General features: G+C 63.7%; 24 protein-coding genes. 13 read left to right on the forward strand and 11 right to left on the reverse strand.

All coding sequences use genetic code 11. From position 1 onward, the window contains the following. Positions 1-16: 16 nt before the first annotated feature. From A3AU_RS0133780 to A3AU_RS0133795, 4 genes are all read right to left on the reverse strand, one after another. On the reverse strand, positions 17-442 hold the full coding sequence (locus A3AU_RS0133780; RefSeq protein ID WP_027056792.1) for a hypothetical protein: 426 nt from the start codon (positions 440-442) through the stop codon (positions 17-19). 14 nt (positions 443-456) lie between these two features. Further along, the gene (locus A3AU_RS0133785; protein WP_081709772.1) at positions 457-1,017 is read right to left on the reverse strand and encodes a rod-binding protein; all 561 of its coding nucleotides are present in this window, start codon (positions 1,015-1,017) and stop codon (positions 457-459) included. Between the two features lie 122 nt (positions 1,018-1,139). Beyond that, entirely contained in the window at positions 1,140-2,540 is a 1,401-nt protein-coding gene (locus A3AU_RS0133790) for a sensor histidine kinase (RefSeq protein ID WP_051355544.1), read from the reverse strand. After that, complete coding sequence (locus tag A3AU_RS0133795) at positions 2,537-3,199, reverse strand: response regulator (protein WP_027056795.1); 663 nt, start codon at positions 3,197-3,199, stop codon at positions 2,537-2,539. The genes A3AU_RS0133790 and A3AU_RS0133795 overlap by 4 nt, the downstream gene beginning before the upstream one ends. A 254-nt stretch (positions 3,200-3,453) precedes the next feature. Here A3AU_RS0133795 and A3AU_RS01000000136720 point away from each other — a divergent pair, with 254 nt between their 5' ends. The 4 genes from A3AU_RS01000000136720 to A3AU_RS0133815 all read left to right on the forward strand — a co-directional run bounded on the left by A3AU_RS01000000136720 (position 3,454) and on the right by A3AU_RS0133815 (position 6,632). Beyond that, on the forward strand, positions 3,454-3,882 hold the full coding sequence (locus A3AU_RS01000000136720; protein WP_154674721.1) for a single stranded DNA-binding domain-containing protein: 429 nt from the start codon (positions 3,454-3,456) through the stop codon (positions 3,880-3,882). A 302-nt stretch (positions 3,883-4,184) separates the two neighbouring features. After that, on the forward strand, positions 4,185-5,021 hold the full coding sequence (locus tag A3AU_RS0133805; protein ID WP_027056796.1) for a DUF1295 domain-containing protein: 837 nt from the start codon (positions 4,185-4,187) through the stop codon (positions 5,019-5,021). After that, on the forward strand, positions 5,018-6,046 hold the full coding sequence (locus A3AU_RS0133810) for an SAM-dependent methyltransferase (protein ID WP_027056797.1): 1,029 nt from the start codon (positions 5,018-5,020) through the stop codon (positions 6,044-6,046). Before A3AU_RS0133805 ends, A3AU_RS0133810 begins: the two co-directional genes overlap by 4 nt. Before the next feature lie 25 nt (positions 6,047-6,071). Then, entirely contained in the window at positions 6,072-6,632 is a 561-nt protein-coding gene (locus tag A3AU_RS0133815; RefSeq protein WP_027056798.1) for a hypothetical protein, read from the forward strand. A gap of 6 nt (positions 6,633-6,638) precedes the next feature. On the opposite strand, the gene A3AU_RS0133820 is transcribed toward A3AU_RS0133815, so the two are convergent. Beyond that, positions 6,639-7,049: a DUF2177 family protein gene (locus A3AU_RS0133820; protein WP_027056799.1), complete on the reverse strand. Its 411-nt coding sequence runs from the start codon at positions 7,047-7,049 to the stop codon at positions 6,639-6,641. Between the two features lie 123 nt (positions 7,050-7,172). On the opposite strand from A3AU_RS0133820, the gene A3AU_RS0133825 reads away from it, so the two are divergent. The 3 genes from A3AU_RS0133825 to A3AU_RS0133835 all read left to right on the forward strand — a co-directional run bounded on the left by A3AU_RS0133825 (position 7,173) and on the right by A3AU_RS0133835 (position 9,912). Beyond that, positions 7,173-7,559 (forward strand): DUF2147 domain-containing protein, encoded by a 387-nt coding sequence (locus A3AU_RS0133825; protein ID WP_027056800.1) that lies wholly within the window; start codon positions 7,173-7,175, stop codon positions 7,557-7,559. 153 nt (positions 7,560-7,712) lie between these two features. Further along, on the forward strand, positions 7,713-9,053 hold the full coding sequence (locus A3AU_RS0133830) for an NAD(P)/FAD-dependent oxidoreductase (protein WP_027056801.1): 1,341 nt from the start codon (positions 7,713-7,715) through the stop codon (positions 9,051-9,053). A 13-nt stretch (positions 9,054-9,066) separates the two neighbouring features. Then, entirely contained in the window at positions 9,067-9,912 is an 846-nt protein-coding gene (locus tag A3AU_RS0133835; protein WP_027056802.1) for a DUF1365 domain-containing protein, read from the forward strand. 12 nt (positions 9,913-9,924) lie between these two features. Here A3AU_RS0133835 and A3AU_RS0133840 read toward each other — a convergent pair whose 3' ends face one another. From A3AU_RS0133840 to flhA, 3 genes are read right to left on the reverse strand one after another with little or no spacing between them, the layout of a single operon-like run. Beyond that, complete coding sequence (locus A3AU_RS0133840) at positions 9,925-10,308, reverse strand: hypothetical protein (RefSeq protein ID WP_027056803.1); 384 nt, start codon at positions 10,306-10,308, stop codon at positions 9,925-9,927. A 2-nt stretch (positions 10,309-10,310) separates the two neighbouring features. Then, on the reverse strand, positions 10,311-11,063 hold the full coding sequence (gene fliR / locus A3AU_RS0133845; RefSeq protein ID WP_027056804.1) for a flagellar biosynthetic protein FliR: 753 nt from the start codon (positions 11,061-11,063) through the stop codon (positions 10,311-10,313). Then, complete coding sequence (gene flhA / locus A3AU_RS0133850; protein ID WP_027056805.1) at positions 11,060-13,147, reverse strand: flagellar biosynthesis protein FlhA; 2,088 nt, start codon at positions 13,145-13,147, stop codon at positions 11,060-11,062. The genes fliR and flhA overlap by 4 nt, the downstream gene beginning before the upstream one ends. A 115-nt stretch (positions 13,148-13,262) precedes the next feature. Between flhA and A3AU_RS0133855 the strand changes: the two genes are divergently transcribed. After that, positions 13,263-13,562, forward strand: a complete 300-nt coding sequence (locus A3AU_RS0133855) for a putative quinol monooxygenase (protein ID WP_027056806.1) — start codon at positions 13,263-13,265, stop codon at positions 13,560-13,562. A 35-nt stretch (positions 13,563-13,597) separates the two neighbouring features. On the opposite strand, the gene A3AU_RS0133860 is transcribed toward A3AU_RS0133855, so the two are convergent. Continuing rightward, complete coding sequence (locus A3AU_RS0133860; RefSeq protein ID WP_027056807.1) at positions 13,598-14,068, reverse strand: MarR family winged helix-turn-helix transcriptional regulator; 471 nt, start codon at positions 14,066-14,068, stop codon at positions 13,598-13,600. Between the two features lie 62 nt (positions 14,069-14,130). Here A3AU_RS0133860 and A3AU_RS0133865 point away from each other — a divergent pair, with 62 nt between their 5' ends. From A3AU_RS0133865 to A3AU_RS0133885, 5 genes are all read left to right on the forward strand, one after another. Continuing rightward, a complete protein-coding gene (locus A3AU_RS0133865) occupies positions 14,131-14,859 on the forward strand; it encodes an NAD-dependent epimerase/dehydratase family protein (protein ID WP_027056808.1) in 729 nt (242 codons plus the stop codon). Between the two features lie 16 nt (positions 14,860-14,875). Beyond that, positions 14,876-15,388 carry a cupin domain-containing protein gene (locus A3AU_RS0133870; protein ID WP_027056809.1) on the forward strand — a complete coding sequence of 171 codons (513 nt, stop codon included), beginning with the start codon at positions 14,876-14,878 and terminating at the stop codon, positions 15,386-15,388. A gap of 163 nt (positions 15,389-15,551) precedes the next feature. Continuing rightward, positions 15,552-17,333: a chloride channel protein gene (locus A3AU_RS0133875; RefSeq protein ID WP_027056810.1), complete on the forward strand. Its 1,782-nt coding sequence runs from the start codon at positions 15,552-15,554 to the stop codon at positions 17,331-17,333. Between the two features lie 203 nt (positions 17,334-17,536). Further along, the gene (locus tag A3AU_RS0133880) at positions 17,537-18,922 is read left to right on the forward strand and encodes an NAD(P)/FAD-dependent oxidoreductase (RefSeq protein WP_027056811.1); all 1,386 of its coding nucleotides are present in this window, start codon (positions 17,537-17,539) and stop codon (positions 18,920-18,922) included. 3 nt (positions 18,923-18,925) lie between these two features. Further along, positions 18,926-19,294: a cupin domain-containing protein gene (locus tag A3AU_RS0133885; protein WP_081709773.1), complete on the forward strand. Its 369-nt coding sequence runs from the start codon at positions 18,926-18,928 to the stop codon at positions 19,292-19,294. 24 nt (positions 19,295-19,318) lie between these two features. On the opposite strand, the gene A3AU_RS0133890 is transcribed toward A3AU_RS0133885, so the two are convergent. Together A3AU_RS0133890 and asnB are read right to left on the reverse strand one after the other, a co-directional pair. Continuing rightward, complete coding sequence (locus A3AU_RS0133890; RefSeq protein WP_027056813.1) at positions 19,319-20,962, reverse strand: MFS transporter; 1,644 nt, start codon at positions 20,960-20,962, stop codon at positions 19,319-19,321. Positions 20,963-21,125: 163 nt separating this feature from the next. Continuing rightward, on the reverse strand, positions 21,126-22,994 hold the full coding sequence (gene asnB / locus A3AU_RS0133895) for an asparagine synthase (glutamine-hydrolyzing) (RefSeq protein WP_027056814.1): 1,869 nt from the start codon (positions 22,992-22,994) through the stop codon (positions 21,126-21,128). Between the last annotated feature and the right edge of the window lie 154 nt (positions 22,995-23,148).

Here is a 23,148-nt window from a genome sequence, read left to right on the forward strand (position 1 = left end):
CCGACATCGTCGCGCTCTAACCTTTCAGCCGGCCGAATTCGCCGGCGGAGTAGGTGCCGTCGGTTTCGGCGCGCTGGATGGCGCTGCGCAGCAGGCTGGCGACCTCGTTGACGGCGCTCAGATGCGCCAGGATCGCGGCTTCGTTCTTCGCCAGTTTCTGGCGCAGCCGGATCAGACCCTCGCGGTGCTGTTCGAGGAATTCGGCTTCGCTGCCGCCCTTCATGGCGCGCGTCAGTTCGTAGAGGTAACGGCTCTTGCGGGCATTCGACGCCTTGAGGTCGTAGCCGGTATCGGTGCGGATGCCGGCCGTCTCTTCCTCGACCACCTCCTCGATGCGCCCAATGATGGCGGCAAGATTTCCGGGCCGCGCGAACGGGATCGGCGATTCCGACGCTGTCGCGCGCGCCGGCAGGTTGGCGGTGAATTCGGAAGAGTCGGCCATGGTGTTTCCCAGTCCTAGATCTTGATGTCTGTCTTTATGGTTGTCTCGTCGCCGGTCATCGACCTGGCGGCCTTGCGCTGCAATTCCTGGACGAGCGAAGTGGACAGACGAGTTTGCTGGTCGATCTCGGTCTTTTCCGGTCCATTCGAAACCGGGCCGATCGGCACCTTGCGCTTGCCGTCCATATAGTGGTCGGCCAGCAGCGACTTGGCGATGCCAATGCCGCCGCGCTCGGCCATGACGTCGGCGACGCGTTCGGCGAGCTGCGATTTCCACATGTCGCCGGCCAGACCCTTGCCGTAGACGCCCTCGGTGTCCTTGGGCAGCATGTTCTGGATGAAGGTCTGCAGGACCATCGCCTCGAACTTCTTGAATTTTTTGGCCGGGTCGGCTGTCGCCGCCGCCTTGTCGGCGGTGGCGCGCGACAGGATCGAGCCGGCATCGCCGGACGCGGTCGTGTCGACCGAGGTCGAGGTATCGACCGAGAACGTGCCGGCAACACCGTTCGCACGCTTCGCCAGCGCGGCGCGGGCAGCCTCGATGTCCGTCGGGTCGACAGCGCGGGCGACATCCATAACGATGTCGCTGGGTGGAGAAATCGCCAAGAAAGTCCGCCTTTTGTCGGGTTTCCTGGAGCGACCATGCCTCAACAAGCTTGTGGCAGGCTTGCGGGGGAGGGCAAGCTCAAGCGGGTCGCCTAACCATTCGTCGCGACCGGGCCTGGCAGTCGAACCACGACCTCGAGTCCGCCTAGCGAAGATTTGCCGAGATTGAGATCCCCGCCATAGAGCTCTGCGAGTTCGCGGGTGATCGACAGACCGAAGCCATGGCCGACGATGCTCTCATCAAGCCTTTTGCCGGGCTGCAGTACCTCATGGATTTTCTCCATACTTATGCCAGGACCGTCGTCGGCCACTTCGATCAAGACTTGGGTGCCGGCATTGCGAGCCTTGATGGAGATTGTGCTCGAAGCCCACTTAAAGGCGTTGTCCAGCATGTTGCCGAGCATCTCATCCAGATCCTGGGGTTCGCAGGCGACGGCAAGAGCCTCCGGTATATCGACGGCCACGTTCAACCCGCGCTCGGCGTTGATTTTTGAAAGAACAACGTTCAAGTCGAGCACGCGCGGCCTGATCGCAGTGCTGATGTGGGCGGGTCCGTTAAGCGCTGCGGCGCGCGCTCGCCCAAGATGATGTCGTATGCGCTCCTGCATCTCGGCAACAAGCCTCAGACGCTCGGCATCGCGTCGGTTCCTGCTGCCACTGAGCGACAACGACAACGCCGCCAGCGGTGTATTGAGCGCGTGACCAAGGTTCGAGACGTGACCGCGGGCTCGTCTCAGGCCTTCGGCGTTCTGCTTGATCAGCGAGTTCAGCTCACCCACCAATCCACGCAATTCCCTGGGCTGGTTGCCTTCGATGTGGCTGGCTCGCCCTGCGCGAACATCCTCCAGGCCTTTTGTCACGCGCTTGAGGGGCCGAAGCCCCAGTCGCATCTGCAAGACGCTTGCAGCCGCGAGCAGAATCCCTAGTGCCAGCATCGCCAAAATGACCGGCACCAACGCATCACGAAGGGGCCGCACCAGCGCATGAGCGGGTGCGGAAGCCGTGATTGTCATCCATGTACCGTTCGTAGGCACCACCTGGACACGCAGATAGAGCGGTTCGCCTCGCGGGCCGACCCCGTTGAAGGGGCGAGGACGTGTGTTGGCGTCCGCTGGCCCGTCATGCCACCCGCCCCACCAGTGATCCGATCCCCGGTTGGTTATATCGGCGCCATCCAGCGAGGCCGAACGGTAGGTATGGCCGTCGATCGTTGCCATCCAGTACCAGCCAGCCCCATGTCGATCGAACGGTGGCGGATCGTTCAACGTCAGGACGTCCGGCAATGATGGCCTGTTTTCGAGCGCGCTCGTCACGGCGCCGATCTGCGTATCGAGGCGCTGGTCGATTTGGTCGCGGATGAAACGCGACAGAACGATCCCCGTGCTGATGCCCGTGGCGATCAAAGCGGCCAAAACCAGGACGGCTGATCCCAACGCCAGCCGCGCCGCGATGGATTTTGGGGTCAACTGCCGAAGACGACCAAGCGGCATCATGGAGACGATACCAGACGGTACCCTCGGCCACGCTCTGTCGCGATCATCTCATGCCCGATCTTTCGGCGGAGCCTGGCAATGATGACTTCAATGGAGTTCGAATCGACGTCTGCGTCGCCTTCATACACACGTTCGATCAGGTTGGACCGATCGATTGTCGTATCCTTGCGCAGGATGAGACATTGCAGGACCCGCCATTCCAGCGCCGTAAGCTTGAGCGGGAGCCCGTCCTTTTCAAACACTCCGAGCTGCGCGTCAAAGCTCAACGTACCGCAGCTGATTAGTGGGGCTGAATGACCTGCCGCGCGTCGCACAAGGGCTCGCAACCGAATGACAAGCTCTTCTACGCGAAATGGTTTGGTCATGTAGTCGTCGGCACCGGCCTTGAAGCCCTCGACCTTTTGCGACCATCCGTCCCGCGCGGTGAGGATCAGGACCGGCATCGTCCGGTTCGCCTTGCGCCATGATGCAAGCACGCTGATTCCGTCGACTTTGGGCAGACCAAGGTCGAGCACAGCCGCGTCATAGGCCTCGGTGTCGCCAAGATGCATACCGTCTTCACCGTTGCGCGCCACATCGACAGCAAAGTTCTCCGATCGGAGCGCCTTGGCGATACCGTCAGAGAGCGTCTTGTCGTCTTCTATGAGCAGGATGCGCATCTGTTGGACCATGTCCTTTCCACCATGCCGGATAGGCGCTCTGGCTTAACTCAAGCTGAACGGCCCGGTTCAGCTTCGGTTCGACCTGCTCCGCTAGAAATGCGGTGTCTACAACGCATAAAAGGATTTTTGGAATGTCGAACCAAGACAATATCGGACCCTCGAGCCCGGCGGAAACCAGCGGAACCACAACCGACAAATCGTCCAAACGCCGGCTTGGCGCCAAAATGGTCGGTGGCTCAGCCTTGGTTGGCATGCTTCTGGTCGGCGCCGTGGCAGGTGCGGTGGCTATGAAGGTGTCGCGCCACGATGAACGTCAGGCATTGCTTCCGCCAGTCACGATCAATGCAATGGCCGATGACAGCCTGGTCGCGGTCAAGGGCAAGGTTGCCGAGATATTCGGCAACAAGTTCGTTATTTCGGACGGCACCGGCCGGACACTGGTCGATGTCGGGCCTGAAGGCAGCGATGCCAAGCTTGTGGCGCAAGACGAAGAGGTGACGGTACAAGGACGCTACGATGAAGGCTTTATCCATGCCGGCATGGTGATCCATGGCGACGGCCGGGTCGACGAACTGCGGCCCCCACATCCACGCGGCCCGCGTCACGGCTGGCGTGATTTCGGCCCCGACGCGCGTGGGCCGGGGCCGGGCGACGACGCGCCGCCTCCACCTAAAGCCTGAGCGCAATAACCGCCGAAACGACAAAGCGGCTCCGGATAAACCCGGGGCTGCCTTGCCTCTATCCCGAGTCTGCCACACCACCGCGCCACTCCGTGAACGGTTAAAGCGCGTCGCTCTGAAACGGATTCAGGCGACGCGCTTTAAGCCTTTGTTTTGATGCATGTCGCTGTCCCAGAACCGCTGCTCACGTCTGGGCGACATGCATTAGAATTGCCGGTTCGGCAAAACTCTGGGCGTGTCGGAAACTTGCCGCGTCGCCGATCCGTAACTCACCCAACAGCGTGATGATGCGGGGCTATGATGTGACGTTTGCGGTGTTGTTTGTCGGTGTGGGCATTGGCCTGTGCATCGTTATGTCGATCGCGTGGGCGATTGTCGTTCGAGGCGGCAGGTCGGGCTGGGTGGATGCTACCTGGTCGTTCGCGACGGGTGCCGCCGGCATCGCCATGGCGCTTGTTCCACTATCCGGTTGGCAGCAATCGGCGACGAGGCCCGTCATCGTCGCCCTGCTCGCGGCGATCTGGTCGATCAGGCTTGGCTTGCACATAGCTGTAAGAACCCTGCGCGGCGGCGACGATCCGCGTTATGCGCAACTGCGCGGCGAATGGGGCACAGATTTTCCACGCCGGCTGTTCTGGTTTCTGCAGGTGCAGGCCGGCGCTGCCTTGCTGCTTGCCCTTTCCATCTTCGTGGCCGCCCGCAACCCGGTACCGCACCTGCAAATCGGCGACTGGCTTGGCATTGCCATTCTGGTGATTGCCATCCTTGGCGGGGGCCTGGCCGACCGCCAGCTTGCGCGGTTTCGTGACAATCCGGCTAACAGGGGAAAAGTCTGCGACGCTGGGCTGTGGGGGCTCTCACGACATCCCAACTATTTCTTCGAGTGGCTCGGCTGGCTGGCCTATGTCGCGATCGCGCTTGATCTCACCGGTCCCTACGCATGGGGCTGGTTGGCGGTCTCCGGCCCGCTTTTCATGTACTGGCTGCTGGTTCATGTGTCCGGCATTCCGCCGCTCGAAGCGCACATGCTGAAATCGCGTGGCGAAAAATTCCGTGCCTACCAGGCGCGCGTCAACGCCTTCTGGCCGGGGCCGTCCCGCTATAGCTCTCCGCAAACCTCGAAAGGTCAGGCATCGTGAGCCTCATCGCATCCGCAATCCGCACCGTCGAACGCAGCCCGTTGCCCGATCCCGTGACCCGAACGGGGATAGGCTTCCTGGTCGGGCGCACGCGCCGAAACCTGCTCGAAAGACCCGCCACGCATGAGCAGGCCTTCGTCCACGCCATGGCCGATCATCCGATTGCCGAGCACACGCAGGCAGCCAACGAGCAGCACTACGAATTGCCGCCGGCTTTCTTCGGGCTGGTGCTGGGGCCACGCCGCAAATACTCGTCCTGCCTCTACCGGCGTGGCGATGAAAGCTTGGCGCAGGCCGAGCTTTTGGCGCTGGAAGAGACCGTTGCCCACGCCGATCTGGCCGATGGCCAAGACATCCTCGAACTCGGCTGCGGTTGGGGTTCGCTGACGCTGTTCATGGCCGAGCGGTTTCCCGCCGCCAGGATCACGGCGGTGTCCAACTCGGCGCCGCAAAGGGCGTATATCGAAGGGCAGGCTCGGGAGAGGGGCCTCGCAAATATCCGCGTCATCACCGCCGACATGAACAGTTTTCATCCGAATGGCCTGTTCGACCGCATCGTGTCGGTCGAGATGTTCGAGCATATGTCGAACTGGCAAAAGCTGCTCGAACGGGTGCAATCCTGGCTGACGCGGGAGGGGCGGCTCTTCATCCATGTCTTCACCCACAAGAGCCGGTCTTACCGCTTCGATCATCGCGACAAATCCGACTGGATCGCGCAGCACTTCTTCACCGGCGGCATCATGCCGAGCCACGACCTGATCCGGCATTTCCCCGGCCTGTTCGACGTCGAGCAGGAATGGCGATGGAATGGCCGCAACTACCAGCGCACGGCAAACCAGTGGCTCGCCAATTTCGACGCCAACCTGCCCGAGATCGACCGCATCCTCGTCGGGGTCTACGGCAAGAATGCATTGATCTGGCGCCGCCGCTGGCGGCTGTTTTTCCTCGCCACCGCCGGTCTCTTCGGACACGCGAATGGCGAGGAATGGGGCGTCAGCCACTATCGCCTGCGCGCGGCCATATAGATTGGAAACGCCGGTCCGATCGGGAATGTTGTGGACGTCATGGAACGCGGCGAAGGCCTATTTCGCGAGTGACGATCCTCTCGTCGCCACCGCCAATCTGGTTGCGCTGGTCGTGCTGTGGAACCAGCCCTTCTATCCGCTCTACGTCTACTGGTCCGTCGGTCCCGTCATTGCGCCGACTTTCTATACGTTCATTTCGACGCCGTTCTTTCTCGCAGTGCCGGCGGTTGGCCGCATCAACGGCCGTGCCGGCCGTGCTCTGCTGCCCCTGGTCGGAATCGGCAACACGGTACTCAGTGCCAAGGTGTTCGGCGTCGCCTCCGGCGTAGAGATATTTCTGCTGCCCTGCGTGCTGCTCGGCTTCGTGCTGTTTCGGCCGTCCGAACGCATCATCGCGATCGCCATTGCGGCTGTCGGCATGCTGGCCTTCACGTTCCTGCATGGGCGTTACGGTGCCCCGGTACATCTCTATTCGGCCGAGGAATATGCAGGGTTCTTGAAGATGAACTCGCTAAGCGCAGGTACGCTCACCGCTTTCATCGGTCTTCTCGTGATGAACCTGATGGCCTCGCCGGCCAAGCGCTGACGGCGGCTATGCCGTTCGCGACAAAGCACTGGAAACGAGAAACCCAGCGGTCGCCGCGATCGCGGTGAGCACGGTTCCCCAGCAGATATCGGCAATTGTGACCTCGACGGGCCAGTTCTTCAGCGTTGCCTGGTTGGTCAGGTCGTAGGTGGCGTAGGCGCAAAAGCCGAACAGCGCGCCGTTCACTAAGGCAGTCATCCAAGATCCACTCTGAAAGGCAGGCTGCACCGCGAAATAGACGGCGCCGGCGATATAGATGACGTAGAAAAGCACTGCCGCCTTGACATTGAAATTGTCGAGCAGGATCGGCCCCAGCAGCGGCTTGTAAAGCCGGCTGCTCATCACCGTCAGCCAGACGGCGTCGATACACAGGAACACGACCGCCGTCGTCAGATAGGCGATGCCGTAGGTCTTGATCATTTTCGCCCCAAACTCCGTTGGCTGTTGTCTCAAGAAACGGTTTTCAACGCCGATAGTTTCGAACAGGCGAAACTCGCTCTCGCCGTCGTCCGTAGCTCCATAAAACGGATGATAGGGTGAATGATGAACCGACTGGCAGCGGCGGCAGGCCTGATACTTTGCGTCTCACTCTGCGGATCGGCGCTTGCCGCATCGGCACCTGACCCCAGCGGGACATGGAACCGTGGCGACGGCAATGCGAAAGTCCGCATCGCCCCATGCGGCTCTAACATCTGCGCCACCAATGTCTGGATCAAGGACACCAGCGGCGGCGAGGCCGTCGGCGACAAGCTTGTGATGACGCTGAAGCCGAAGTCGGCCGATACGCTCAGCGGCAAGGCCTACGACGCAAAGCGTGCGATGACCTATGCGATCCAACTCAAGGTGGCCGGGCAGAGCCTTGTAACGCGCGGCTGCGTTGTCGGCGGGCTGGTTTGCAAGTCGGTGAACTGGTCCCGCGCCCGCTGACGATAGGCGCGGCAGGTCTCGTCCGACCGCCTTCGCCTCACGACAAAATATCGCTCCCGCCACAGTGAAACTCGCGCAAGATCGCCCCGTATCTACAAATGCCCATGGGTGCCGCCCGCGCCTTACAGACTTGATTTCCAACAAGGATTGTCGATGAACATCGTGCCCATCAGCCGTGGTCGCCCAGCCGGCAGGAAGAAAATCGCCGTCATCGGTTCGGGCATCTCTGGCGCGGCTGCCGCATGGGCTTTGCATCCGAGCGCCGACGTCATCCTTTATGAGGCTTCGCACCGCGCGGGCGGCCATACCGCCACCGTCGACATCGACTATGATGGGACGCCGATCTCGGTCGACACGGGCTTCATCGTCTACAACGAGCTGGCCTATCCGGATCTCACCGCGCTGTTTTCTCATCTCGGGGTAGCCACGCATGAGAGCGACATGGGCTTTTCGCTGTCGCTCGACGGCGGCAAACTCGAATGGTGTGGCTCGACGCTGCGCACCATATTCGCCCAGAAGCGCAATGTGTTTTCGCCGGGCTTCCTGTGGATGCTGCGTGAAATCCTGCGCTTCAACAAGGCGTGCATCGCCGAGCGCGACAGCGGGACGCTGGGCAACGTCTCTATCGGCGACTACCTTCGCACCCGCGGTTTCTCAGCCGGCTTTCGCGACAATTATCTCATACCGATGGCGGCGGCGATCTGGTCGACGCCACGCGCCAAGATGCTGGACTATCCGGCCGCGAGCTTCATCAGCTTCTTCGAGAACCATCGCCTGATCGACAATGATACGCGACCGATCTGGCGCACCGTGAGCGGTGGCTCTCGCAACTATCTGCAAAAACTGCTGGCGCCACTCGGCTCCGCGCTGCGGCTGTCGTCGCCGGTCAAGACACTGGTGCGCGATGCGTTCGGCGTCACCGTGTGGGCGGGCAAGGACGCGCCTGAGCGCTTCGACAATGTCATCATTGCCGGTCACAGCGACCAGGCGTTGGCCATGCTCGGCGACGCAACGAGTGTCGAGGAAACGATCCTGTCCGCCATACCGTATCGTCCCAATCGGGTCGTCCTGCACAGAGACCCCCGCCTGATGCCGAAGCGGCGCGCCGCCTGGGCGGCGTGGAACTATCTGCGCTGTTCCTGTGAGGGGGAGGAACCGGAAGTCTCGGTCACTTACTGGATGAACCGTTTGCAGGGGATCGACGCGGCAAAGCCGCTTTTCGTTTCGCTCAATCCGGTGGTCGAGCCACGCCCGGAACTGGTCTTCGGCGAGTGGATGTTCGACCACCCGCAATACGATGCGCGTGCCTTGTCGGCGCAGGCTCGCCTCGATGATATACAGGGCGTGCGCGGCACCTATTTTGCCGGCGCTTGGACCGGCCACGGCTTTCATGAGGACGGCTTGCGCTCGGGCCTCGACGCGGCGATTGCGCTCGGCGCGGAAGTGCCGTGGCGCCGGCGCGAGGCGGCCAAGGCGCTGCTGGCGGCCGAATAGGACTTCTGTCGGAATGGACGAACGGATCACGACACTGGAACAGAACGGTCCGCCGCCGCTGGCGGCGGGAGTGCTCTATCCGGGTGAGGTTATGCATGCGCGGCTGAAGCCGTTCGGCCACCGCTTTGTCTACCGCGTGTTCTCGTTGCTGGTCGACATAGACAGGCTTGCAGAGCTCGGCCGCATGACGTGGCTGTTGGGAGTGAACCGGCCCGGCCTGGCGTCGTTCCATGAGAGCGACCACGTCGAAACCCCGGGCGAAAGCCTGCGAGCCTTCGCCGACAGGCTGCTCGCCGGTGCTGGGCTCGAGAAGCCGGCGGCGCGCGTGCTGCTGCTCGCCTATCCCCGCATCTTCGGCTACGTCTTCAATCCGATCTCGGTCTATTTCTGCTACGATGAAAGCGAGGCGCTGATCGCCTTGATTTATGCCGTGCGCAATACGTTCGGGGGGCGGCATTTTTACGTGGCGCCGATCAAGTCGGGCGAACTCGGGCCAGCCGGGGTACGCCAGACACGAGCCAAGCTCTTCCACGTGTCGCCGTTCATCGGCATGGACGCACGCTACCATTTCCGCATCCTGCCGCCCGGCAAGACAGTCAGGCTGCGTATCCATGAGACGGAGAATAACGAGCCGTTGCTGTCGGCAACCTTTACCGGCGCCGCACGCCCGCTTGCCACGCCGGACCTTGGCGCGTGCCTGATCAAGTTTCCCTTCGTGACGTTGAAGATCATCGCCGGCATTCACTGGGAAGCGCTGAAGCTTTGGCTGAAGGGCGCGCGCTTCCATCCGAGCCCGACGGTTGCAGGTCCCGCGCGGAACTTGCCCAATGAGCCGCGGCCGGTCGCTGTCCGCAGATAAACTCGAGCGCGGCTACTCTTCGCTTCGCTTCTGCGCGATCAGATCCAGCCGTTCACGGTCCGAGCGTTCGCGCTCGTCGCGGTTGCGCACGTCCCTGTAGGCGCGCTCGACCATGTTGGTGCGCGCGTTTGCCGTGGCGATGAGGCCGGCCTCCTGCCTGGCGCTTTCCAGGCTCTTCTCCTGGCGCACCACCGCCTGGGCGATGCGGCGATGATAGAGATCGGGAAACAGGCCGGACAGCGAATTGTCCTGGTCGAAATGGCCGACCAGTTCCTGGGCCTCGGCCTCGGCGGCGTTCGCCTCGGCCAGGAAGGTGGCGTGACGGGTTTCGTGCAATGCCTTCAGTTGCTCCTGCACCTTGACCAGTTTCTTGAGACGGTCCTTGCGCGTGCTCATCGTCACCTCGCCAAAGTCAGGTCGACGAAGCCATCGACGAACAACGACAGCATGGTGCCGATGGCGAAATAGAAGATGAGCATGCCGCCGGCGATGACGAAGGGCTGGGAGATGAAATAGATCGGGATCTGCGGGGTCAGCTTGTTGACGAAGCCGATCGTCAGATTGACCAGAATGGCATAGGCGACAAACGGGCTGCCGAGGCGGATGACCAGGAAGAAGGTGTCCGACACGGTGTCGGTGATGTCGACGAGGGCGGCCTGCGGGTTGAAGAAGACATTGACCGGCGCAACCGTGTAGGACGACACCAGGGCGCGGACGATCTCGTGGTCGAAGTCGAAGACGAACAGCATCAACAGCGCCGAGAACGAGATGATGGCGGCAAGGGCGGCCTGCGGTTCCGGCTCCTCGATCGCTGGCCCGCCCGAGCCACCATAGCCGATCAGCATGGCGATGGCCGAGCCCATGAAGCGCAACGCTTCCATGTAAAGCCTGGTCATGGCGCCGATCAGCCCGCCGACCAGGAGTTCCGAGATGATCATGGGCACCAGGATCTGCGGGCGCGGATCGACGAAGGGAATGATCTTGTCCCACAGGAAGGCGAGGAGGCCGCCGGTGGCGGCGATCGCCACGAACAGCCTGACTTGTGCCGGGACGCGGGCGCTGGACAGGCCAGGCATCAGCATGAAGCAGGAGCCGATGCGGCAGAAGGCGAGGAACGCCGCGATGACGACGCTCTGCGAGAGAACGCTCACGATATGGTCCCGAGCACCCTGATCTCGACGCCCTTGGCAATTTCGACGTGGGAGAGCACCGGCAGCGTGGTGAACAGGCGCTCGATGATCATGCGCACATAGGGGCGCGCGTCGGGCGCGGTGACCAGCACGAAACGCTCGCCTGCCTCGAGGAATTTCTTGATCGCCTTGGTGGCGTCCTGGCCGAATTCCTCGAGCTGACGCGGATCGATGTCGAACTCGCGCACCTCGCCCTTGGCGTCGCGCTTGAGGCTCTGGTGAAAGGCGAGGTCCCAGCGGTTGCCGAGGCGCAGAACCTTGAGCACGCCGCCTTCCGAAAGGTCGCCGCATATCTGCTGGGCCATGCGGATGCGGACATGTTCGACGATCTGCTCGGTGCGGCGTACATGCGGCGCGATCTCGGCGATGGCCTCGATGATCAGGTGCAGGTTGCGGATCGAGACACGCTCGGCCAGCAGCAGCTTCAGCACCGCCTGCAGGCCGGGATAGGAGATGTGCGTGGTGCAGATCTCGTCGGCGAGCTTGCGGTATTCCTGGTCCTGGCGTTCGAGCAGCGCTTTCATGTCCTTATAGGACAGCAGCTGCGGCAGGTTGTTGCGGATGACCTCGGAGAGATGGGTCAGCAGCACCGACATGTTGTCGGCGAAGGTGTAGTTCTCGCGTTTCAGATCCTCGGCGAAGGTCTCCATGACGGAATAGGCGCGCATGCCAAAGGCCGGCTCGCGGATCTCCTCGCCCGGTATTTCGGGCACGTCGCGGTTGCCGAGCAGCACCATGATCTCGCCGACGCGCATCGAATATTCGGCAACCACCGTGCCGTGCACCTTGATCTGGTAGCTTTTCGGCGGGATGGCGAAGTCGTCGGCGACGCGCACTTCCGGCACGACGAAACCGTATTGTTGCGCGAATTTCTTGCGCATCTTGCCCATGCGAAAGACAAGCTCCTGATGCGAGACCAGGAGCCTTGTCGACAGCTGCTTGCCGATCAGCAGTTCGATCTCGGCGGTGGCGAGCGAGGCCTTGACCGAGTTCTTCTCCTCTTCCGCCTTGGACGCCTTTTCCTGGGTCTTCAGCGCTTCGGCCTGGGCGAGCGCGCGGTTGGCGCGCAGCGGAATGACGTAGCCGAGGCCGGCCATGCCGCCGGCGAGCGCAAAGAATGGGAACAATGGCAGGCCGGGCATCAAGCCGAGCAGCACCAGCAGGGCCGCCGCCACGTAGAGCGCGCGCGGATGGGCGCCGAGCTGGCCGAACACGGCCTGGTTGGTTGAGCCGCGGGTGCCGCCCTTGGACACCAGCAGGCCGGCGGCGAGCGAGACGATGAGGGCCGGGATCTGGGTGACCAGGCCGTCGCCGACCGACAGCTTGATGAACACGTCGGCGGCCTCGCCCATGCCCATTCCGTGCCTGATATAGCCGATGGCGATGCCGCCAACGATGTTGATGGCGGTGATGATGAGGCCGGCGATGGCGTCGCCGCGCACGAATTTCGAGGCACCGTCCATCGAGCCGAAGAAGGAGCTTTCTTCTTCCAGTTCGCGGCGCCGCAGCTGCGCGGTCTTGTCGTCGATCATGCCGGCGGACAGGTCGGCGTCGATCGACATCTGCTTGCCGGGGATGGCATCGAGGGTGAAGCGGGCGCCGACTTCTGCGATACGGGTGGCGCCCTTGGTGATGACGATGAAGTTCACCACGATCAGGATCATGAAGACGATGAGGCCGATGACGAAGTCGCTGGCCATCACCAGCTTGGAGAACCCGGCAATGACATAGCCGGCGGCGTGCGTGCCTTCATTGCCATGCGACAGGATCATGCGCGTGGTGGCGATGTTGAGGGATAGCCTGAGCATGGTGGCGATGAGCAGCACGGTCGGGAACGAGGAGAAATCGAGCGGGCGCTGGATCCACAGCGCCACCATCAGGATCAGCACCGACAGCGCGATCGAGAAGGCGAGGCCGATGTCGATGAGGAAGGCCGGGATCGGCAGGAACAGCACGGCCAGGATGATGACGATGCCGAGCGCGAAGAAAATGTCGCGGCCATTCTTGGCCACCGCGCCGGGCTGGATGCTTTCGCTGATCGCCATTGAAATCCTCGAACCATAGATTGCCGCGCATGCGACAGCCCGGCGAGGGTAGCTGGCCAAGCTTGCGCGAGGGTGGGAGAGTGGCTGGACCGACGGCTTGCGAGAAGGAAGACCCATGCTCTTGATCATCGGCACGATCCGCTTGCCGCCCGACAGGCTCGAAGACGCGAAGCCCGCGATGGAGCGCATGATTTCGGGCAGCCGGGCCGAGGACGGCTGCCTCGAATATTCCTATGCGCGCGACGTGCTCGATGCCGGGCTGATCCGGGTCACCGAAGTGTGGCGCGACAAGGCTTCGCTCGACGCGCATTTCCGCTCACCGCACATTGCCGACTGGCGTTCGAGCTGGCCGACGCTTGGCATCGGCGAACGCAACCTCGTGCTCTATGAGGCCGGCGAGCCGATGCCGACCTGAGCGGTCGCCGTTGGCTGGCCGGCAACGGCAAACAATCAGGGGTCGGCCGTGGCGATGCCGACCAGCCAGCGCCTGACAGCGCGTTCTTCCGCAGCCGACAGGCCTTCGGTCAGTTCGGCCTCGATGGCTTGCACGCGCTCGCGGCATTTCTTCAGCAGTGCCCGGCCGCTATCGCTGAGGTCGATGTGCTGGATGCGGCCGTGAACGGCATGCGGCTTGCGCACCAGCGAGCCGGCCCGTTCGAGATTGGCGACGATGACGCTGAGCGTCTGCGGGGTGAGCAGCGCCAGCCGGGCGAGGTCGGCGTTGGAAATCCCGGGATAGGCGGCAAGCATCGTCAGCGTGACAAATTGCGGCTGCGTCACGCCGAGGTCGCCCAGCGCCCGATCCATCCTCAGCCGATGCGCGCCGGCGGCCTGCCGCAGGAGATAACCGAGATAGCCTTCCTCGCCGCGTTTGCCTTCACCGGGTGCGGGAATCGACGAATGCTGATTGGGCTTGCGCATAATGTAAGAGCTCTTATATGTTGTTCGTGCACTGATACTGCAACTATATGGAGTCCATGACGATGGGTCATCGTATTTTTCTCGCCGGCGCTGCGGGCGCGATCGGCCAGCGGTTGATCCCGCAGCTTCTGGCTGCCGGCCATGAGGTGATGGGCACCACGCGCAGTGCGGACAAGGCAGAGAGACTGCTTGCCCTGGGCGTCGAACCGTTCGTGGTGGATGTCTTTGATGCCGAGACGCTGTCGCGGGCAATGGGTGCCGTCCGCCCCGACATTGTCGTGCATCAGTTGACCGACCTGCCATCGGGCCTCGACCCGAGCCGAATGGGCGAGGCGATCGTGCGCAATGCCCGTATCCGCGACGAGGGCACACGCAACCTGGTTGCCGCCGCCGTCGCGTCCGGTGTCCGGCGCGTGGTGGCGCAAAGCATCGCCTGGGCCTATGCGCCAGGCCCGGAGCCGCATGCCGAATCCGATCCGCTGGAGGGCGGCGCGAGCGGCAATCGCGGCATCAGTGTCGCTGGCGTCATCGCCTTGGAAAAGGCAGTTCTGAACGCACCGTTCGCCGGTGTCGTGCTGCGCTACGGCCAGCTCTATGGGCCGGGAACGGGAACCGAGAAGCCTCCCGGCGCATCGCCGGTGCATGTCGACGCTGCCGCATATGCAGCGCTGCTCGCACTCGACAAGGGCGCGACGGGCGCCTTCAACGTGGCCGAACCCAACCAGGCGGTCGCAACGCAAAAGGCGGTCGAGCAGTTGGGCTGGCGCGCCGATTTTCGTTTGCCTGCCTGAATTCGGAGATTTCGATATGATCGGCAATCAAGTTCGTTCGCGCGCCGGCCAATCCCTTATCGCCGTCAGCGCTGTCGGGATTTTGTTCACGCTGACGGCAAAGTGGGCCGGCCCGGGTCTCATTGGCACCGTGCCTGATGGCATGGAAACGCACATGGACATGGCAAACATCAATGCGGACGGCGCCGCCGGGGCGCGGTCGAAGACGGTCGTCACGCCGATCTCCTGCGAAAAGTTGCCCAACGTGCCAGGCAAGTCGATCACCACGGTGATCGTGGCATTTCCGCCAAACGGGTTCACGCCGCGCCACCGGCATCCAGGCTCGGTCAGCGCCTTTGTCCTCAAGGGCACGCTGCGCTCGCAACTCGAGGGCGGTCCCGCCGGCACCTACACAAAGGGGCAGACCTGGTTTGAGCCGCCCGGCACAGTCCATCTCTTTGCCGAGAATGCCAGCACCACCGAGCCCGCTGAACTGCTGGCGACCTTCATCGCCGACGACGATTGCGGGCCGCTGACCATACCGGACTGACGGCGAACCGGTTGCGTCACCCGTGCAGCGCGGCAAAGACCGAAATCAGCCGGTCTCACGGCCATAATGGCGCCTTTGATGTCGCCATTGTGGTTGTCATGTCATGCTGCCCGGCGTATCAGGCGGGTCTGCCATAGCCTTTCGATTATCGGCGAGCCATCCGGTGCTTTCCAGAAACCAACCACAAGTCTACGCCCGCCGGCTACGCGCGGTGCTTCTGAGGTCAATTCCCCTGCTCGAGGCGCGCGGCATCGCCGTGGTCCTCCTGGCCGGAATCGTCGGCGTCATGGCGGGCATACTGGTCACCGCGATGAGCCAGATCGTGCAGGACCTGCATGGGTTGCTGTTTGGGGTCCAGCCCGGCGGCCGGCTATCCGGCATGTTCTCGCTCGGCAATCCTCTGCAGGCGCTGGTGCCTGCGATCGGCGGCATACTGCTGGGTTTAAGCGTCATCTGGCTGAGGAAGCGCAGGATCCGCACGCCGGTCGATCCGATCGAGGCCAACGCGCTCTATGGCGGGCGCATGTCGCTGACCGATACGTTCATCATCGCCAGCCAGACCATGATCTCCAGCGGTTTCGGCGCTTCCGTCGGGCTGGAGGCGGGCTACACGCAAGTCGGCTCCGGTCTGGCCTCGCGGCTGGCGCGTTTGTTCAAGCTGCGCCGCAACGATGTACGCATCATGGTCGGCTGTGGTGCGGCCGGTGCCATCGCGGCCGCCTTCGACGCGCCGCTGACCGGCGCCTTCTACGGTTTCGAGCTGGTCATCGGCATCTATTCGGTCGCCAATGTCGCGCCTGTCATGACAGCAGCGATCTCAGCCTCGCTCACCGCCGAGATGTTCGGCGGCGTGCCGTTTCCGCTCGAACTTTCAGGATTGCCGCAGCTCACCGCGAGCCAGTACGTGCCGTTCCTGCTGCTCGGCCTGCTCGGCGGCGCGGCTTCGATCGCCATCATGCAACTGGTGACGCTGATCGAACGCGGTTTCAACAGGCTGTCGGTCGATGCCTCGCTGCGCCCGGTCATCGGCGGCGTCCTGGTCGGCCTGCTGGGGCTGATCACACCGCAGGTGCTGTCCAGCGGCCATGGCGCCCTGCACCGCGAGTTCGCCATGAACTACGGGCTGGCCGTGGTCGCCAGCGTCTTCGTGCTGAAGCTGGCGGCGTCAGCAATCTCGCTGGGCTCGGGCTTTCGCGGCGGCCTGTTCTTCGCCTCGCTGTTTCTCGGGGCTCTGCTTGGCAAGTCATTCGCCGGTGTGATGGCGCTGCTCTCGCCGGCGACCGGCATCGACCCCTCGGTTGCCGCCGTCGTCGGCATGACCTCGCTTGCCGTCGGTGTCGTCGGCGGGCCGCTGACCATGACCTTCCTGGCACTGGAATCGACCCGCGACCTGACGCTCACCGGCGTCGTCCTGGCGGCCTCGATCATGGCGGCGATCCTGGTGCGTGAAACCTTTGGCTATTCGTTCTCGACATGGCGCTTCCACCTGCGCGGCGAGACGATCCGCAGTGCCCACGATGTCGGCTGGATGCGCAGTCTCACCGTCGGCTCGATGATGCGCGAGGACATCAAGACCATCGATGCCTCGACGACGTTGGCCGCCTTTCGCAAGGAAATCCCGCTCGGTTCGGCACAGCGCGTCATCGCCGTGGACCCGGGTGATCAGTATGTCGGCGTGCTGATCGTCGCCGAGCTGCACAGCGATCCGTCCGACGGCGAGGTTCCGGTGCGCGATCTTGCCCAGTACAAGAATGCCGTCCTGGTGCCCAGCATGAACGTGCAAACCGCAGCAGAGACGTTCCAGCGCGCCGGCGCCGAGGAATTGGCGGTGGTCGAGGATTTCACTGACCACATCGTCCTCGGTCTGCTGACCGAGGGCCATCTGATGCGGCGCTATGCCGAAGAACTCGAAAAGGCCCGCCGCGACCTGTCGGGCGAGGGGTAGAGGGCGCGTGAGCATTCCCTTCGGACCAGCAGCACGCCTGATCCCGCGGACGTACCTCCGACTGGCAAACCGCTCCGGATGTTGGCACGGTCCTGTTCGCGCGCCGCTTGCCAGAGGTACAGTGGTGCCGATGCCAAGCTTCTGGCCGACGACAGTTCGGCCGACGCGACACTGACCTGATCCATCAATTCGAAAGTCATTCCATGCAAGCCAAACGCAACGGCGACATATCGTTCTGGTATGCGGATCTGGGAGGGGTTCCGGCACCCCGGCCACCCTTGCCAGGCGATGTCGACGCCGATGTCGCGATCGTCGGCGCCGGTTATACCGGGCTGTGGACCGCTTACTATCTGAAGAAGGCCAGGCCTTCGTTGCGCATCGCGCTGATCGAGCGCGAGTTCGCCGGCTTCGGCGCCTCGGGCCGCAATGGCGGCTGGCTGTCGGGTGGCTTCAGCTGGTCGCGCGAAAAATATCTCAAGACCTCGACCCGGCAAGGCGTGAGCGCCATGCAGGCGGCGATGGCGGGCTGCGTCGACGAGGTGATCCGGGTGGCGAGCGCGGAAGGCATCGATGCCGATATCCGCCGGGTCGACAATCTGACGGTGGCCACCAATCCCGCGCAGCTCGAACGCGCGCGCGAGGAGTGCGAAACGATTCGCGCCTGGGACGTCGACCCGGACCGCGTCGAGATGCTGGACCAGGCGGCAACGCGGGCGCGCATCAATGTGCGCGACGTCATGGGCGGCTTCGTTGTTCACGGGCAGGCGCGGGTGCAGCCGGCCAAGCTGGTGCGCGGCCTTGCCGCCGCCGTCGAGCGGCTGGGTGTGCCGATCTACGAGAAGACGACGGTGACGGCCATCGCCAAGGGCAGCGTGACGACCGACCGCGGCACGGTGCGGGCGGAAACCATCATCCGCGCGACGGAGGGTTTTACGGCGGGCATCCCCGGCGAGGAGCGGACCTGGCTGGCGCTCAACAGCGCGCAGATCGTTACCGAGCCGCTGTCGCCGGAGCTTTGGCGTCAGATCGGCTGGGAGGGCCATGAGCTTCTCGGCAACGCCGCCCACGCCTATTGCTATGCCCAGCGCACCCGCGAGGGACGCATCACCATGGGCGGGCGCGGCGTGCCTTATCGCTACGGTTCGCGCACCGACGTCAACGGGCAGACGCAGCAGGCGACGATCGACCAGCTGCACACGATCCTGACGACGCTTCTGCCGCAGACGGCGGGATGCCGCATCGACCACGCCTGGTGCGGCGTGCTCGGCGTGCCGCGCGACTGGTGCACGACCGTCGGTCTCGATCCCGCGACCCGCATCGGCTGGGCCGGCGGCTATGTCGGGCTTGGCGTATCGAGCTCCAATCTTTCGGGGCGCACGCTCGCCGACCTGATCCTTGGCCAGGAGACGGAGCTGACGCGCCTGCCCTGGGTCAACCGCAAGGTCAGGCCATGGGAGCCGGAGCCTTTCCGTTGGCTCGGCGTCCATTCGATGTACCAGCTTTATCGCATCGCTGATGGCCGTGAAGCCGCTGGCCTTGCGCACACATCGAAACTGGCCGCGCTTGCCGATAGCCTCACGGGCCACTGATCAATGGAGTCCGATTTGATCGATCTGTCGACCTTCCACGATCTCGCCGAGACCGACATTGGTGCGTTCTCGCCCAAGCCGACTTCCATCGAGGGAAATCAGGTCGAGGCGGCGCGTTCGCTTTTCCAGTCACCGGACGGAACCGTCGATATCGGCATCTGGGAATGCACGCCTGGCCGCTTCACCGCCGACCGGTCGGGATCGTCGGAGATCCGCCACATCATTTCGGGGCGGGTGGAAGTGAGCCGCGCCGATGGTGAGGTGCGCGAGCTGGGCCCGGGCGACCTTCTCGTGCTGCCGCAGGGATGGAAGGGCGAATGGCGGATCCGCGAGACCACGCGCAAGCTCTACATGATCCAGTCGGCCGGCTAATCGATCGGTATCAACTGCACCGGATCAGTGCTCGATCGGCCCCTTGGCCATCACCAGCGCGGTGCCGGCGGTAGTCGGACGCTCGATGACGCGGCGCACGCGCGGCGGCTCGTCGCCGCTGTGCAAAGCCCGCAGGCGCTCGCCGACCATGGCGTCGGCGTGGGTGATGCGGCCATTGTGGCGCACATATTCGAGCCAGGTCGGCGTGTGATAGTGCTCGATCCATATTGTGGGATTTTCGAGATCGCGCGCCAGCGTCCAGTTGCGGGCGCCGTCACGGCGGCGAATGCGGCCGCGTTCGGCCATGGTAAGGAGGAATTCCGCCTCGTCCTCGTGGCGGATGATGTACTCGATCATGATGGCGATGGGACCGCTGCGCGGCTTCAGGTCGAGTGCGAGATGCGGTTCCTTGAAACGGTTGAGCGGGTCGAGGTTGAGCACCTGCTGCTGCGGCAGTGGCAGCACGAGGCCGATGGCGCCGCCGGCCAGCATGGCGATGGCGGCGGCGATCAGCGCGGTCTCGGCGCCATGCGCGTCGGCGACGACGCCCCAGATCCAGCTGCCGAGCGCGATGCCGCCGAAGGTCGCGGTCTGGTAGACCGACAGCACCCGGCCGACCACCCAGCGCGGCGTCGCCATCTGCACGGTGACGTTGAAGTGCGACAGCGCGATCACCCAGCAGGCGCCGCCGACCAGCAGGCCAAGCGAGGTCTGCCAGGCGTGATGACTGATCGCTGCGTTGAAGGCGCAGAAGGCGAAGCCGGCGAAGGCACAGCGCACCATCGTCTCGCTGGAGAGCAATTGCCGCAGCCGCACGCTGATCAGCGCGCCGCCGACGGCGCCGATGCCGAACGAACCGAGCATGATGCCGTAGGTCAAGGCATCACCCTTGACGACGTCGCGGGCGACGAGCGGCAACAGCGCCAGGACGGCGCCGGCGCTGAAGCCGAACGCCGCGCCCCTGACCAGCACCTTGCCGATGTTGGGCGACATGGCGACATAGCGCAGGCCGGCCCCCATGGCGGCACCCAGCGACTCGCGCGGCAAGGTCGATACCGGTATGTCAGGCTTCCAGCGCGCCATCACGATGATCAGGCCGATATAGCTCACCGCGTTCGCCGCGAAGGCGGCGGCGGCACCGGCGGCCGCGACGATGATGCCGCCGATCGCCGGGCCGACGCTGCGCGTCAGGTTGAAGCCCATGGAGTTCAATGCCACGGCCGCCGGGACCTTGTTGCGGGGCACCATGTCGCCGACGGATGCCTGCCAGGACGGGCTGTTGAGCGCCGTGCCGCTGTCGATCAGGAAGGTGAAGGCCAGCAGCGTCCAGGGCGTGAGCAGGTGATAGTAGGTGAATACGGTCAGAAGCACCGAAACGACCAGCATGAAGGTCTGCGCAACCAGCATCACCTTGCGCCGGTCGAAGCTGTCGGCGATGGCGCCGGCGACAAGCGCGAACAGCATGATCGGCAGGGTGGTCGAGGCCTGGACCAGGGCGACCTGATAGGACGAGGTGGCGATCGTGGTCATCATCCAGGCAGCACCGACGCCCTGGATCAGGCCACCGAAATTGGAAACGAGACTTGCCGACCAGACAGCTCGGAAAATGCCATGCCGGAATGGCGCCAGCGCCGAAACGCCTTCGCTGTCCGGTTTCTCGTCAATCATCGATGGGTTCCTGCCTCGGCGTGCTGATTTCTGCGGTTTCTCCGCATCGTTTGCCGAAACTATGGCATCACGCCGCAAAGGGCGAATGTCATGCGGGCAAGATCATGGTCCAACAAGGGGATAGAGGAGGGCCACGCCGGTAATGGCGCTGCGGGACTTGGTCTCAGCGCGCGTCGCTGACCGCCGCACGCAGTGTTTCGGTGAGCTGGCCGGTGGTCTGGCCGTCGGCATGCAGGCGAAGGAAAAGCTCCATGCCGACCAGCCGCAGCCGCGACGGCTCGTCTCGCCTTGCCAGGCCGGTCAGGTCCTCGACCGAAGCCGCCGGCCACTTCATGACGTCGCGCAGCAAGCCGGCCCGCAGCAGGCCTTCCGTACCCGTGGTGAAATTGTTCGATACCTGGAAGCCGTTCTTGCGAGCCTTCACGTTCTGAAGCGGAATGTGCTTTTCAGCGACCTTCTTCAACAGCCATTTTCCCTGCTTGTGGCGGTATTTGTGCCGCCTCGGCAGGTGGATCGCGAAGTCGATCAGCCGGTTTTCGAGGAACGGCACCCTGAGCTCCACCGAAGCCGCCATGCTGAGCCGGTCATGCCTGTTCAACAGGTCCTGCAGATGCGCGTACAGGTCGTTAAGGCAGCATCCCAGGAAGGCGCGATCGCTGAGTGATGCGACCGGCTCGAGGCGGTCGAAGATCTTCGTCTGAAGGAAATTCAGTTCCGGAGACAGCGCCCTGAGCACGATGTTGCGGTCCCAGCCACGGCCACCGGCGACCGATGTCCGAAAGGGGGCGTGACGCTGGCGCTCGAACCGGCGGGCAAGCCGGGCCTTGGAGCGAAACAGCCGCTGCGGCCATGACCAAGGTCGCCACGGCCGCATGCTGGCTTCCTGCCAGTCGTAGCCGCCAAAGAGCTCGTCGGCGCCTTCACCGGTAAACAGCACCTTGATGCCGTCGGCGCGGCACTGCTCGGCAAGCGCCAGCAAGCAGGCATGGCTTGCATGCCAGCCGTCGCTTTCCAGATGCCAGATGGTTCTTGGCCAGAGTTCAAGGAACCGGTCCTTGTCGACGGCCACCCTGTTCAGCGGCACGCCGGCATGACGGGCGGTGCGTTCGGCGTCCTCGGCTTCGCTGTGGCCGAGGCGCGGATCGACGACATAGGCCGTCATCTCCGGCCGGAACCGCTTCGCCAGCGTCGTGACGAGACCGGAATCGACGCCGCCGCTGCAGGCCGCGGCCAGCCTGGTATCGGCAATGCAGTGCAGCCCGACGCTGTCTTCGATCAGCGCTTCCAGCGATGCCATATGCTCGGCGTCGGTGGCGGTGTCGCCGGCAATGCGGGCCGCATCGAGCACATCGAGGACATGCCAGAAACAGCGCTTCTCGATGCCGGCATCGGTGATCTTCCACAGGCCCGCCGGTGGCAGCCGCTCTATGCCTTCGAACAGGCTGGAGCTGGAGTCGCGGCTCTGCCAGGCAAGACGCAAGGTGATCTCGCGCGCATCGATGGCGCGCCCGGCGTCGTCACAGGCCAGGATCGCCTTGTCCTCGGAGGCGAAGAGGATGCGCTCAGGCGTCTCGGCCACCGACATCGGCTTGATGCCGAGGCGATCGCGCGCCAGCCAGAGCGTGGTCGCTCGTGCGTCGAAATAAGCGAGCGAGAACATGCCGTCGAACAGCGGGATGGCCTTGTCCGGTCCCCAATGGTGTAAGGCTTCGAGCACCACTTCGGCATCCGAAACCGTCCTGAAGCGCCTGCCTTCGGTTTCAAGTGTCGCGCGCAGGGCTCGGTAGTTGTAGACTTCGCCATTGTAGACCAGCACGCCCTGGCCGCAGGCGGTGAGCATCGGCTCGCGCGCCTGCGTCGAGAGGTCGATGATCGACAGACGCCGGTGACCGAGCGCCAGCCGGCTGTCGTTCCAGCTGGCATGGTCGTCGGGGCCGCGATGCGCCAGTGCCTGCATCATGCGGCCGACATCGGTGAGATCGCCGCCGCCGATCGGGTTCCGCTTGCGCCAGACGCCGGCTATGCCGCACATGGTTCGCCGGTCTGCCTGTGTTGATCCAGGGATTTATGAGAGGCCATTGAGACAAATACCGCGATATCCGGCCCCGGCGATGTGCCGGATGATACAATGGCAGTCTAACCGCAACCCAGCTGCCCGCAAGCAGTGGTTCCATCCTGACGCATCG

This window comes from Mesorhizobium erdmanii USDA 3471 (genome assembly GCF_000472705.1).
Classification (GTDB): Bacteria; Pseudomonadota; Alphaproteobacteria; order Rhizobiales; family Rhizobiaceae; genus Mesorhizobium; species Mesorhizobium erdmanii.